At 48.3% G+C, this 13,400-nt stretch carries 13 protein-coding genes and 4 tRNA genes; 8 read left to right on the top strand and 9 right to left on the bottom strand.

Going from position 1 to position 13,400, the window contains the following annotated elements; translation table 11 throughout:
* Nucleotides 1–11 precede the first annotated feature (11 nt).
* From dapD to greB, 6 genes are read left to right on the top strand one after another with little or no spacing between them, the layout of a single operon-like run.
* On the top strand, nt 12–1,043 hold the full coding sequence (gene dapD, locus XMA152_RS10335; protein ID WP_173480660.1) for a 2,3,4,5-tetrahydropyridine-2,6-dicarboxylate N-succinyltransferase: 1,032 nt from the start codon (nt 12–14) through the stop codon (nt 1,041–1,043).
* Nucleotides 1,044–1,069: 26 nt separating this feature from the next.
* Entirely contained in the window at nt 1,070–2,212 is a 1,143-nt protein-coding gene (gene dapE / locus XMA152_RS10330) for a succinyl-diaminopimelate desuccinylase (RefSeq protein WP_173480659.1), read from the top strand.
* A 1-nt stretch (nt 2,213) separates the two neighbouring features.
* A complete protein-coding gene (locus XMA152_RS10325; RefSeq protein ID WP_371813301.1) occupies nt 2,214–3,023 on the top strand; it encodes a putative RNA methyltransferase in 810 nt (269 codons plus the stop codon).
* A 39-nt stretch (nt 3,024–3,062) separates the two neighbouring features.
* Nucleotides 3,063–3,446 (top strand): hypothetical protein, encoded by a 384-nt coding sequence (locus XMA152_RS10320; protein ID WP_173480657.1) that lies wholly within the window; start codon nt 3,063–3,065, stop codon nt 3,444–3,446.
* Nucleotides 3,431–4,414 (top strand): zinc transporter ZntB, encoded by a 984-nt coding sequence (locus XMA152_RS10315; protein WP_173483543.1) that lies wholly within the window; start codon nt 3,431–3,433, stop codon nt 4,412–4,414. The genes XMA152_RS10320 and XMA152_RS10315 overlap by 16 nt, the downstream gene beginning before the upstream one ends.
* Nucleotides 4,414–4,914 (top strand): transcription elongation factor GreB, encoded by a 501-nt coding sequence (greB, locus tag XMA152_RS10310; RefSeq protein ID WP_173483542.1) that lies wholly within the window; start codon nt 4,414–4,416, stop codon nt 4,912–4,914. The genes XMA152_RS10315 and greB overlap by 1 nt, the downstream gene beginning before the upstream one ends.
* Before the next feature lie 7 nt (nt 4,915–4,921).
* Here the strand turns inward: greB and XMA152_RS10305 are convergent.
* The 4 genes from XMA152_RS10305 to XMA152_RS10290 all read right to left on the bottom strand — a co-directional run bounded on the left by XMA152_RS10305 (nt 4,922) and on the right by XMA152_RS10290 (nt 5,301).
* Nucleotides 4,922–4,997: transfer RNA gene (locus XMA152_RS10305), tRNA-Lys, on the bottom strand.
* Between the two features lie 28 nt (nt 4,998–5,025).
* A tRNA-Lys gene (locus XMA152_RS10300) sits at nt 5,026–5,101 on the bottom strand.
* Between the two features lie 16 nt (nt 5,102–5,117).
* A tRNA-Asn gene (locus XMA152_RS10295) sits at nt 5,118–5,193 on the bottom strand.
* A 20-nt stretch (nt 5,194–5,213) separates the two neighbouring features.
* A tRNA-Ser gene (locus tag XMA152_RS10290) sits at nt 5,214–5,301 on the bottom strand.
* Nucleotides 5,302–5,551: 250 nt separating this feature from the next.
* Between XMA152_RS10290 and XMA152_RS10285 the strand changes: the two genes are divergently transcribed.
* Together XMA152_RS10285 and XMA152_RS10280 are read left to right on the top strand one after the other, a co-directional pair.
* Nucleotides 5,552–6,322, top strand: coding sequence for a class II aldolase/adducin family protein (locus tag XMA152_RS10285; RefSeq protein WP_173483541.1), 771 nt, complete (start codon nt 5,552–5,554; stop codon nt 6,320–6,322).
* Between the two features lie 17 nt (nt 6,323–6,339).
* A complete protein-coding gene (locus XMA152_RS10280) occupies nt 6,340–7,515 on the top strand; it encodes a mandelate racemase/muconate lactonizing enzyme family protein (RefSeq protein ID WP_173483540.1) in 1,176 nt (391 codons plus the stop codon).
* Between the two features lie 12 nt (nt 7,516–7,527).
* On the opposite strand, the gene XMA152_RS10275 is transcribed toward XMA152_RS10280, so the two are convergent.
* From XMA152_RS10275 to XMA152_RS10255, 5 genes are all read right to left on the bottom strand, one after another.
* Nucleotides 7,528–8,391 carry an amidohydrolase gene (locus XMA152_RS10275; protein WP_173483539.1) on the bottom strand — a complete coding sequence of 288 codons (864 nt, stop codon included), beginning with the start codon at nt 8,389–8,391 and terminating at the stop codon, nt 7,528–7,530.
* Nucleotides 8,391–9,113 carry an SDR family NAD(P)-dependent oxidoreductase gene (locus tag XMA152_RS10270; RefSeq protein WP_173483538.1) on the bottom strand — a complete coding sequence of 241 codons (723 nt, stop codon included), beginning with the start codon at nt 9,111–9,113 and terminating at the stop codon, nt 8,391–8,393. Before XMA152_RS10270 ends, XMA152_RS10275 begins: the two co-directional genes overlap by 1 nt.
* Before the next feature lie 61 nt (nt 9,114–9,174).
* Complete coding sequence (locus XMA152_RS10265) at nt 9,175–10,425, bottom strand: HlyD family type I secretion periplasmic adaptor subunit (protein ID WP_256368530.1); 1,251 nt, start codon at nt 10,423–10,425, stop codon at nt 9,175–9,177.
* Entirely contained in the window at nt 10,422–12,107 is a 1,686-nt protein-coding gene (locus XMA152_RS10260) for an ATP-binding cassette domain-containing protein (RefSeq protein WP_173483536.1), read from the bottom strand. Before XMA152_RS10260 ends, XMA152_RS10265 begins: the two co-directional genes overlap by 4 nt.
* Nucleotides 12,104–13,399, bottom strand: a complete 1,296-nt coding sequence (locus tag XMA152_RS10255; protein ID WP_173483535.1) for a TolC family protein — start codon at nt 13,397–13,399, stop codon at nt 12,104–12,106. Before XMA152_RS10255 ends, XMA152_RS10260 begins: the two co-directional genes overlap by 4 nt.
* Between the last annotated feature and the right edge of the window lies 1 nt (nt 13,400).

Below are 13,400 nucleotides of genomic sequence, written 5' to 3'. Positions count from 1 at the left end.
AGGATATAGAGATGACTAATTTTGCATTTGGCCTAGGTGTAGGTACTAAATCAGCGGCTGGCGACTTGCTAGAGGTCTACTACAACCAACCACTGCTTAATGCAGACTCAGCACTGGTTAATGCTGCAGGTAAAGCCGTGGGTTACACCGGTGGCAACGCTGCGATCGAGGTAGATGCCGCTCAGCTAAAAGCTCTAGAGGCTGCATTTTTGAGCGTTGGCGCTGAAGATCAAGCCGAGATTGTCGAGGTTCTTGAAGGAACCGCACAGCCCGTCATCTTGACGATCCTTGAATCTGACGATGCACCAACGACCACGGCTGAAGTCTACCTTAAGCTGTCATTGATCTCGCACCGTCTCGTTAAGCCTCACGGCCAGAACCTAACCGGTATCTTTGGTCTGCTACCGAACATCGCCTGGACGAACGAAGGTCCAATCGCGGTCGATGAGCTCTCTAAGCGCCAGCTAGCCGCTCGTGCACAGGGTCGCATGCTTCACGTTCACTCAGTCGACAAGTTCCCACAGATGGCGAACTACGTTGTGCCAACGGGTGTTCGTATCGGTGCCGCATCTCGAATCCGCCTAGGTGCTCACGTAGGTGAAGGCACCACTGTTATGCACGAAGGCTTCATCAACTTCAACGCAGGCACTATGGGTGTCAGCATGGTTGAAGGTCGTATCTCTGCCGGCGTCGTCGTAGGAAACGGCTCAGACCTAGGCGGTGGTTGTTCGACTATGGGCACTCTCTCTGGCGGCAACAATGTCATCATCTCTGTTGGTGAGAACGCACTGCTAGGTGCCAATGCAGGTCTAGGCATTCCACTAGGGGATCGCTGCACACTGGAAGCGGGCCTCTATGTAACAGGCGGCTCGAAAGTGACCATTCTTGATGACCAAAACAACGAAGTAACCACGGTTAAAGCGTCTGAACTGGCTGGCAAGTCGGATCTACTGTTCCGTCGTAACTCACAAAACGGCCGTATCGAAGTTAAAACAAACAAGTCAGCAATTGAGTTGAATGAAGAGCTACACGCTCACAACTAATCCTGAAAGACAAAGGTAGATAGAAGATGACTCAGCGCTCCGCCACTCTCGAACTTGCTTGCGATCTAATCAGCCGCCCTTCTGTTACCCCAGAGGACGCAGGTTGCCAAGCAATGATGTGTGAGCGCCTTGAAGCGCTGGGCTTCACTATCGATCATATGCCGTTTGAAGAGGTGACCAACTTCTGGGCACGTCGAAACCAAGAGGGTCCTGTACTCTGTTTCGCAGGACACACTGATGTTGTGCCAACCGGCCCTATTGAGCGCTGGAAAACTCCACCCTTTGAACCGACCATCATTGATGGTCAGCTGCACGGGCGCGGCGCGGCTGATATGAAAGGCAGTATCGCTGCCTTTATGACGGCACTGGATCGATTCGTTGCTAAACATCCGGATCATAAAGGCTCTATCGCTCTTCTGATCACCAGTGATGAAGAGGGTCCCTACGTCAATGGCACAACGCGAGTCATTGATACCTTGGAAGCTCGCAACGAGAAGATCACCTGGGCAATTGTGGGCGAGCCATCGAGCACAACCTTGGTTGGCGATGTCATCAAGAACGGTCGTCGCGGATCGCTTGGCGCCACCCTGAAAGTGAAAGGGGTTCAAGGCCATGTCGCCTACCCTCATCTGGTGCGCAACCCCATTCACGAATTCGCGCCAGCATTAGCCGAACTGTCACAAACTGAGTGGGATCAGGGCAACGACTTCTTCCCACCCACCAGTTTTCAAGTCTCTAATATCAACGCAGGCACCGGTGCGACCAACGTTGTACCTGGCGAAGTCGAAGTGAAGTTTAATTTTCGTTTCTCAACCGAGGTGACTGACACTGAACTGCGAACGCGTGTTGAATCGATTCTAGAGAAGCACAATGTTGAGTATGAGATTGAGTGGAACCTATCGGGTCAGCCTTTCCTAACGGCAGCCGGTGATCTAGTCGATGCGGCTCGTGATGCCATTCGATCGGTCACAGGCCGAGAGACCGAACTGTCAACAAGCGGTGGTACATCAGACGGTCGCTTTATCGCTCCGACAGGTGCACAGGTGGTTGAGCTAGGTCCTGTTAATGCCACCATTCATAAGATTGATGAAAACGTTTCTGTCGCCGATCTAGACACCCTCTCCGAGATTTATGAACAGGTCATGATCAACCTGTTGACTGACGCCTAACATGGAGCTGATCTGCCCTGTCTGTCAGGAGCGACTATCACTCAACGAGCAAAAGAAAACGCTCCGATGTGATAACAATCACAGCTTTGATCGAGCCAAACAAGGCTACTGGAACCTGCTTTTAGTGCAAAACAAACGCAGTAAGGATCCTGGTGACAACCCCGAGATGATTGCTGCGCGAAGTGACTTCTTGAATGCCGGCTATTACACCCCAGTCTCAGACACTTTGAACGAACTAGCTCGGCAATATACTGACACCCACCCAAGCGTTATCGATTTAGGCTGCGGCGAAGGCTACTACACCCTCGCACTGCAAAACACCTTAGATCAGGCCGAGATTCTAGGCTTAGATATTTCCAAACACGCCATCAAAGCGGCCTGCAAACGCTCGAAGTCAATCACCTGGGTGGTTGGATCATCAGCTAACATCCCAACAGAGAATCACAGCTTAGATCTCGCTGTCATCGTATTCAGCCGCATACTCGGCGAGCCTATCGCAAACGCCCTGAAAGAGGATGGACACTTAATCATTGCCTATCCAGGCGAGCGCCACCTCTACTCACTGCGCGAAGCGATCTACGACGAGGTGCGAGAAACCGACTCTTCACCCGAAAGCGCTTTAGGTACACAGTTCGAACGCATTGATGAGCGACGTGTTCATTTTGAGATTGAACTCACCTCACGCGACGCACTGCATAACCTATTTATGATGACACCCCACGGCCAACGCGCAGCAAAACAGCTGGCTGATTATCAACAATTCACGACCGAAGTGGATATTCATCTCGCAGTTTTCAAGAAAAGCGCCTAAATTACCCCTATACCCTGTCATTCGCGTTAAGGAACAGTGATGAGCGAGCAACGCCACCCCGACATCGAGGTCTACGTCAAAGAGCGCACAGCCCAACAGATCCTAGAGTGGGTCCAAACACTCGGCACCCTGACAACCGATAAGAGCACTAAAGAGTCGATAAAATCTAAGCTCCTCATCGGCGATGTTGAAATCCCCGTTTTGATTCAACAGCGCGTCATCGGTAAAGCGTGGAGCTCTGTTTGGTTTGATAGCAGCGAGACACCCTGGGCAACCGATCTCGAATGTGCGCATCAAATCGCGAAAGAGATGGAGACTCAAACTCGCTGTATCGCCTCCGGCTGGCAAGAGGGAGATGAGCCCGATGAGTGGTATAAAGTCCACCAGGGGGTCGAGGAGAAAATTGTATGGAATACGAACTAAAACAACCTGCACTACTCCACGCTCTTTTGCTAGATGGTCAGGGCGGTGCTATTGCACTGAATTCTGAACAGATCTCTCAGCGGAGTGAGCTTGACGGTGAAGTTTGGATACATTTGGACTACACCGAAAAAGAGAGCCACACCTGGCTAGAGGAGCACTCAGGTCTATCGCAATCAGCGATCGATACCCTTCTAGCTGATAAGGTTCGTCCAAGAACAACCAGACTCGATGATGAACTGCTCATCGCATTGCGAGGGGTCAACTTAAACGTCAATTCTGACCCTGAAGACATGGTCTCTATACGCCTTCTTCTTAAACAGAATTATCTCATCACGACACGCAAGCGTCGCCTACAATCTGTGACACAACTGGTTGAACAGCTCCAACAGGGCAAAGGTCCACACACCCTCTCGGATCTGATCACAGAGTTGGCAGACGGTCTGACAGAACGTATTGGTCGTTTAGTAGAAGAGTTAGATGTGCGGCTTGAATCCCTTGAAGAGCAACTGGAGCAGCAGGGCTCAAAGAGCCTGCGTGAACCGCTGGCAGAGATGCGTACGACTAACGCTCGACTCAAACGTTATTTAGGCCCTCAAAAAGAGGCTCTGACACAATTGATAGCCTCTAAGAGCACTCTTCTCAATGACGATCATCGCGCCTCGCTGTTTGAGACGAATGACCACCTCACTCGTCATATAGAAGATCTAGACATGTTGCGAGAACGCGCAGGTGCGGCACAAGATAGCATCATGGCCCAGCTGTCAGAGCAACTGAATGAGCGTCTATACCTTCTCGCCATCATCTCAGGACTCTTTCTACCCTTAGGATTTTTAACCGGTCTACTCGGAGTAAATCTTGGTGGTATACCCGGTGCTGACAACAGTTCAGCGTTTTTCATTTTCCTAGCGGCTCTATCGGGTACGACCGGCTTACTGGTCTACCTACTTAAGCGCAAAGGCTGGCTCTAATGGGCCGTTGGCGTCCCCCTGCAGAGAAGAGCTCCCCCTACATTACCAAAGAGGGGTATGAGCGCTTGAATGCAGAGCTAAAACATCTGTGGAAGGTAAGGCGCCCCGAAGTCACACAAGCTCTCAAAGAGGCCGCTGCTGAAGGAGACCGCTCAGAGAATGCTGAGTACATCTATCGTAAAAAAGAGCTCAGAGAGATCGATAGGCGCGTTCGATACCTCGCTAAACGTATGGATCACTTTAAAGTGGTCGAGCATCTGCCAGAGCAACGCGATACCGTCTTCTTTGGTGCCTGGGTAACCCTGGTTGATGAAGAGGATAAGGAGATTGAGTACCGAATTGTCGGAGCCGATGAGATTAACCCTAAGCTCGGTTATATAAGCGTTGATGCCCCACTTTCAAGAAAACTGCTAAAGCGTCAACTGGGCGAAGAGATAGAACACAATACACCAGACGGAAGAACTCTCTGGTATGAGATATTGGCGATACGATATGAGTAGCAAGAAATGGTGGGTCGTATAGGATTCGAACCTATGACCAATTGATTAAAAGTCAACTGCTCTACCAACTGAGCTAACGACCCTGAACAGGTAATGTGAGATTTGTGAGAATGGTGGGTCGTATAGGATTCGAACCTATGACCAATTGATTAAAAGTCAACTGCTCTACCAACTGAGCTAACGACCCACTCCAAATCTCGGTTTGGCTCCTCGAGCTGGACTCGAACCAGCGACCAATAGATTAACAGTCTACTGCTCTACCAACTGAGCTATCGAGGAATAAACCTTGGACATCCTAATGGCGGAGGGACAGGGATTCGAACCCTGGGAGCCTCTCGACTCGTCGGTTTTCAAGACCGGTGCTTTCGACCACTCAGCCATCCCTCCGTTAGGATGGGCGCAGATGTTACCGTCCTCAGTTTTTCTGTCAACCATTAGCCACAAAAAATTCACAAAAAAGTGAAAAAAAGTTCTTTTTTGATCACCCAATGATCAGTTTGTTCAAGGATTGATCAGACAAGCGACATAAATCGGAAATCTTCCAACAAACGCCTTAGCGAATTGTGATGAATGTCAGTACTTGCAGCGACCGCCCTGTGATAGGATTCGACTAACAATTTCTACATTGAGTAACGCTATGTACAACATTCCTAAGGTCAATCTTCGGGGCAAAGTATCTGATATCGAGTGGCAAACACGCATCGATTTAGCTGCAGCCTACCGACTGGTCGTACTGCATGGTTGGGATGATCTTATCTATACCCACATCTCGGCACGTATCCCCGGTACCGAAGAGCTACTGATCAACCCGTTCGGCCTACGATTCGATGAGGTAACCGCTTCCAATCTGGTCAAGATCGACATTGATGGCAATAAAATCGATCCGGACTTTCCGTATGACATTAACCCTGCGGGTTTTACCATTCACAGCGCGGTGCACCTCGCACGCCACGAAGACCAGTGCGCATTTCACCTGCATCACCCTGATCTGATTGCGGTTGCGACTCGCAAAGAGGGACTACTGCCATTAAGTCAGTACTCAGCCTTTGCATTAGCCAGCATTGCCTACCACGAGTACGAAGGTCTGGCGGTAAACCCAGAAGAGATCAAGCGTCTTCAGGATGATCTTGGCACTGCCAACTTCTTCATGTTGAGAAATCATGGTGCGCTGACCATGGGCAAAACCATTGGCGACGCTTTCATGCACATGTACGACCTGATTATGGCCTGTGAAGTGCAGGTCAAAATGCAGCATAACGCGACTGATATTGTTCCTGTTCCACAAAGTGTGATTGATGGCATCAAAGCCCAGGCCAATGTCGTACACACCGGAACAACGGGTGGCCAAAAAGCTTGGCCAGCGATGCTACGAAAAGTTAAACAAGCTTACCCAGAATTTGATCAATAATTATTAGAGTTTAAGCAATGAAAATCACCGAAGTAGAGATTTTTGATATCCACTGTCCAGAGCGTCCACCCTGGAACCCTGTCTTTGTCCGCATTCATACCGATGAAGGCATTCACGGCCTCGGTGAAGCGGGCCTCGCCTACGACTGGGGACACAGTGCAGCGGCCGCAATGATTAAAGAGATCGCCGAAGCGGTGCTGATCGGCTTTGATCCGTTTAAGACAGAGCTTTTATGGTCACGCATGCTACGTGAGAGCTTCTGGGGACTTGGCGGAGGCCCTGTTCTCTATTCGGCGATGAGTGCCATCGACACAGCACTATGGGATATCAAAGGTAAAGCACTGGGTCTGCCTGTTTACCAACTTCTCGGCGGTAAGACCAATGACAACCTGCGCACCTATGCCAGCCAACTGCAGTTCGACTGGGATAAAGATTGCACCAAGATGCTAACCCCTGCTGATTACGCCCGTGCGGCCTCCAAGGCGATGGCAGAAGGCTATGATGCCGTTAAAGTCGATCCGATCGTTTACGATGCTAACGGTGATTCAAGCTTTGACCGCACCAAGCTCTTTACACCTGCGCAGATGAAGCTGTTTGGAGATCGCCTGCGTGCTATTCGCAACGAAGTCGGTGACGAGGTCGACATTATCTTCGAATCTCACTCTTTAATGGGTGCCGCATCGGCCATCCAGATGGGTAAAGTGATTGAAGAGGTGGGCTGCATGATGTACGAAGAGCCGGTGAACTACCTCAACTCTAAAGTGCACAAAAAAGTATCCGAGGGCGTTAACGTGCCCATCGCAGGGGGTGAGCGCCTATATCACCGCTGGGATGTGCGTCAGTACTTTGAAGACCAATCGATAGACGTGCTTCAACCTGATGTCGGCCTCTGTGGCGGCTTCACTGAAGCTAAGAAGGTGTGTGACTACGCCGATGTCTACGACATTCACATTCAAGCCCACGTGTGTGGTGGACCCGTAGCAACCGCCGCGTCACTGCAACTGGAAGCAGCGATTCCTAACTTCCTTATTCACGAGCACCACACCTATGCGATCAAGTCTTGGAACCGCGAACTCTGTATTCAGGATTATCAGCCAGTGAACGGCAAGTTCAGCGTACCGGATCTTCCAGGCATCGGAATTGAGCTAAATGATGAGATCGTCTACCGCTCACCCAACGTGAAGGTTAAATAATCCCGGCAGAAGCTAGAAACGGTAGATCTCACGCGCATTGAGATCTACCAACCGCTCCAAATCCAACCCCGATATACGCACAGATTCAACAACCAACAACCAATAAGCCTCATAGCTCATAGAGAGGGTTATCAGTGGATAATTAGATGCCATCATCACCCTACCCTGCCCAAATAGCCTCACAAGCTGCTCCACCGTCTGTTGAAGCGCCTCAGCCGTAAATGCTCGATCCAACATCTCGAACCCTGAACACTTAACGTACAGTTTTGGCAGCTCAGCAAGCTTTGTTAAACCAGAAAGCCAATGCTGCTTTTGATCGCTAGAGAACGCGGCTGAACCAAAGCCTTGGTGATTCAAAACCACCGTCAGATTAGGTAGCTGTTTGAAAAGAACTACGACCTTATCGACAGCCACTTCATCCGTAGCATCAAATTGCAGTTCAAAGAGCAGTCCGGCCGACTCTAGGATTTTAAGATTAGACAGGGTGTTAGGGTGGCTAATGATCAAATCTAACTGATCATCAAAGATATGACGCACCCCCACCATGGATGAGCGCTCGGTTAGCTCTGAAATAGCGTTTCTGAACTCAGACTGTGAACGACAAAGATCTACACACCCTATCGTTCGAACAGGGAGGTTGGTTTGAGACTCAATCCAGTCAATTTCAAGCCAAGATTGATCATTACTAAAACCTGCTTCAATGTGTGTATAACCAGCCAAGCGCAAAGGTTCAGATAGACGTAAATCTGACTCAGTAAAATTGCGAAGCAAGGCTGATTTATCGGGCCAATTAGGCCCTTGATTAGGCTGAAGCCAGCCATACTCACCCTGAGCAAGATTAAACAGATGCAGGTGAGGATCGGTAATGTTGATCATTAGCGCGCGGTGTATCCACCATCAATCGGCAGCATGGCACCGGTGACAAAACCCGCCTCATCACTGGCCAAGTAAGCTACCATCTCGGCCACCTCATTAGGTTGTCCAATGCGCCCGATAGGCTGCTCATTGGCCTCTGCCTGATGCACTTCATTGAGATCTGAACCCGAGCGAGCACAATACGCCTCGACCGCTTTGGTGTAGAGCGGCGTCTCGATCGTACCTGGGCAGACAATATTGGAGCGAATATTAAACTGGGCGTAATCGATTGCAGTGGTTTTGGCGAGTGAAGCCAGAGCGTGCTTAGTCATGTTGTAAGCACAAGAGTTCGACTTAGCCACTGACGATTGATCTGAACCGATAAAAATGATCGAACCGCCCTGCTCTTTCATGTGCGGCACAGCAGCCTGAACGAGGGAGAAAGCGCCCTTCACGTTCAGATCAAACATCGAAACGAAATCAGCTTCCGTCGTATGTTCAATATTAGCTGATAGATGACGCCCCGCATTGGATACGACCACATCAATGCCGTATTTAGCAGCAATATGATTCACAGCATTACTAACTGATTGATGATCGGTCACATCGCAGATCAACGTCTCGCCAACGGAGCCTTCGCTAATGTCGAGGTTAAAGACCCTATAGCCCAACTCAGCAAAACGCTCAGCAATCGCCAAACCTATCCCCGAAGCACCACCTGTAATAACGACTGTTCGCTGCATAATAAATCTATTTAAGTCTATCGACATCTCAACAAAAAGGGCTCAAACGAGCCCCAGTATACTATTTTTCCGTTAGTGCTCGGCTGCTTACTCTATTGATAGGTTTAGTAATGTAATCGAGTACCGTAACAGGCTCACCTAAAATATCAATTTGCCCTATAAGACCGGGCATCAGTTCAACTGGGTCGCCACTTTTTGAGAAAGCAGCATTAGCTATCGACAAGACCGCACTGTAATAAGGTTCTTCTTGCTGAGGCTCTGTTAGGTTTTGAGCGACATCTTTAACCTTAACTTCAATATGACCGTAATCGGCAAAATCGTAAGCTACAAGTGATAAACGAGCAATTTGTCCTACGTTTACATTGCTAACATCCATCGGTTTAATTTTTGCTTCTACTTTGTATTCTGTATCACTAGGCACTAGTTCAGCGAGCACGGTACCAGAGTCCGCTATCTGGCCAACAACAGCGAATGGGAGTGCAGTAACAACCCCATTGATTGGACTTGTAACGGCACTTTTGGAACGGCGATCATCAGCTCTTGATAATTCACCACGAAGTCGACTTACCTCAGCTTGCGCTTCAGCTAGTTGCTCATTAGCTTCCAATAGAAAACGCTCAGTCTCTTGGGCCAGAGTTCTTCTTTGAGATTCAAGGTCAGCTTTAAGACGCTGAACTCGAATCTCACTAACATCAATTCTCTCTAACAGGTCATTTAAGGCTCGAGTGGCTTGGATTAGTCGAAGCTTTGGTTCTGCTCCAGTCTGGACAAGAGGCTTAAGAAGGTCTACCTCTTCACGAGCAAGGCCCGCCTGCCTGCGAGCTGCAGCAGCTGTAGTTTGGGTCTCTGTAATAGCAAGATTAAGAGCGTCAATTTCAGCTTCAATTAATCTTGCGCGGGAAGCTAGCTCAGAACGTTTCGATGCAAGGACCGAGTTCTGGGAAGCAAGGATATCCTCAGGCGCTCCTATAGGGTAAGTTGGTACTGTTTGCTGAATTTGTGCAATCAGACGCGCAGCTAAAGATTCTTGTGTAACAAGTGCCAACTGCGTTTGAGTAAGATCGATTTCAGACTCTTCGGGGTCGATATTAAAGAGAACCTGCCCCTTTACAACACTATCGCCCAACTCAACTAAGACCTCTTCTACCGCTCCGGGGAAACGGTTTTGAACCTTTACAACGTCCTTCACCGGAACGACTTTAGCGTCTGCTCGAACAACCTGATCGACCTGGTAACTACTCGCCCATACAAAAAGTCCAGAAAACAATCCAGCCACTACTAGAAATGTTAATTGTGCTCCGCCTAATCTCATGCTGATTTAATTACCTTAGACTTGGGTTGAATAGATGTGATCTTGCCTGCCTCTATTACTGCAATATCACTGACCAATGCCAGCATAGGGGCGCGGTGAGTGATAACCACCAAGGTACGCTCTTTTACCCAGGGCGCTAGTCGCTCAACTAAACGCTGCTCAGAGGCGTTATCGAGTGAACTAGTAGGTTCATCCATAATAAGAATCTTTGGATCCCCTACTACGGCACGCGCAATACAGATGGCCTGACGCTGCCCACCAGACAATTGAGCCCCACGCTCAAAAAGGTGAGTGTCTAATCCGTTTTCAAGCTGGTTAACAAAATCACCCACACCGGCCATCTCGGCAGCCGCTATAACCTCTTCATCGGAGGCACCAGGATTACCAAGGCGAATATTTTCAGCAACAGTTCCTGTAAACAACGTTGGTGTCTGAGTGATTATCCCGACCTGCTGACGTAAATCATCTGGATGCCAATGAGTCACATCAATACCACCCACCAATACTTGACCTGAAGTAGGCTCAATAAGACCTGAAGCTATACGAAGCAAACTTGTTTTGCCGGAGCCAATTGGCCCAACAACGCCCATTTTCTGACCAGGCGCTATAGCTAGATCAACACTATCTAGCGCAGGGCGCCCTGCTTTAGGGTAGGCAAGCGAAGTTGAGCGAAACTCAAGAGCCCCATTGCAATCCGCACGACGAATGAACTCCTGGGCCTGTTCTTCTCTATCTTCAACCTGAAACATCTGATCAAGTGCTTGATAGGCACTTTTCGCCTGTGAGTATCGGTTAATCAAACCTGTAATCTGCGCAAGGGGTGCAAGGGTTCTGCCACCCAGAATCACACAGGCGATCAACGATCCCATTGTAAGAGAACCTTCAGCGATCAAGAGTACACCATATGCCACTACCCCTACCTGACAAAGCTGCTGGCCGGTTTGTGCGGCGTTAGTGGCTAGTAGAGAGAAACCTTTTGAACGAGTTGTTTGAGTTGATTGGCGCTCTACACTGCCTAGCCAACGATCGCGAAGAACTCCAAGACCGGGCAAAGTTTTAGCCGTTTCCATTCCTGTTAAAAGCTCAACCAAAACCCCTTGCTTCGACTGATTTTCAACCATACCTTGCTGAGCAACCTTTCTAATAAGAGGCTGAACTCCCAGCGAAACTGCTATTACGGCCAAAACAATTACCCCTGGTACCACAGCAATGGGGCCACCTAAGTTCCATAGAACAAAAACAAACAACAGAATAAAAGGAAAATCTACGAATGCAGTAAATGAAGCAGAGGAGATGAACTCTTTTAACTGTTCAAACTCACGAACGGTGGATGAGACAGCACCAACTTGACGTTGACTCACGAGATTATAGTTGCGAGCAAGGTGATCAAACAACCGCTCTCCAACTGTCTTATCTATAGCAGAACCTGCTTTGTCAGTGAAAGAGCCGCGTAGCGACTTCATCACAAAGTCAAAGAAAATAATTATCAGCACGCCTAATGTAAGTGCCAATAGCGATTCACGTGCATCGTTTGGAATGACACGGTCATAAACTGTCATTACATAAAAAGCACTGACTAAAGCAAAAATATTGATAAATATTGACGCGATAATTACTTGAATATATTGGCTTTTCTGCGATTTAACTGCTCCCCAAAACCAATGCGACTCGTTTATATTCATTTATTCTCCAAAGAGGAAACGACAAGACTAAATTTTTCAGGCCATTGCTCGTTCAAAGTAATTAATTCAAGCTGAAGTTGTTCAACACGAAGATCTGCATCGAGTTTTTCGCCATCGAGTTGGTAAAGTGACATTAAACTGCTATTGATTTGAGAAATTTCAACAGCGGTTTTACCCTGGCGTTCTAGAGCCATTTTAAGAGCATCTGCAGCAATTTTTCGCTGTTCGCCAAGAGATCTTCTTACATCAGCCAAGCTGTTAAGCTCTTCTCTAATTTGCGATGTTCGCTCCTTTAGAACCCGCTGCTCAAAGGCTTGTTCTTGTTGAATAACAGAGCGTTCAAACTCAGCAACCCTTGCTTTAGCTTTTAGGGCGCCACCATCAAAGAAAGGCATGGTTATCTGCAGGTTACCCGTCAGTTCATTTGAAGCAGCAAAGTTTTTATCCGCATCAAAACTTCGAAGTTCTAACTCTAATGCCAGCCTAGGCATTCTCTCTGCCTCAGCGGCCTGGACCCGAGAGTTAGCGGCTCGCTCTCTATAACGGCGGGATTGATCACTTAATCTGACAGCAGTGCTGGATCCACCATTTTGTGAAATGATGGCGTTTGAGAGCTCAACAGCAGAATCAACATCAAGTGCAAACTGCTCTACCAACTTCTGCGAGAGATCTTTTAGTCTACGATCAACTTCTACTTGATCTCTAGTTAAGCGATCAATATCCATTTGAAGGCGCCTAAAATCATCACCATTAGAAACCCCAGCTTCGAAGCGTTGTTTTGACAGTTCAGCTTGTTCCTTCAATGGTAATAGCAGGTCAGAAATGATTTTTGTGCGATCTTGTTCAATCTCATATTGAAGAACAATTTGAGTTAAGTCACCAATCAATGCATTCAAAGCTAGCTCATCAAGCAAAGCATCCGCTTGACTACGATATTTTGCCTCGTCGATGTAACCATCAACAGCACCGAAGTCATATAAAAGCTGACTACCATTTACCACTAGATCAATATAAGCATTGTCGCCAATAGAACGAAGTTGGGTATCTGACGCACTGCCTAATAATCGCTTACCACCATCCGTAGATAGTGACACATCCGGTAACCATTGTGCTTTCTGTTGAGCAACTCTTGCCTCACTACCCAAGCCTTTAGCTTGTTCCCCAAGGATTTGAGGGTGATTATTCAATATCGAAATAGAAGTTCGAATATCTGCTTTAACTGGCGGTGCGATTAGAAACAAGAAAGGAATAACAACAAAAAGTTGCTTCCCTAAATTAGTATAGGGGAACATA

It is taken from the genome of Marinobacterium sp. xm-a-152 (assembly GCF_013282965.1).
Classification (GTDB): Bacteria; Pseudomonadota; Gammaproteobacteria; order Pseudomonadales; family Balneatricaceae; genus Marinobacterium_E.
This window is presented reverse-complemented; position numbering and strand designations above follow the sequence as displayed.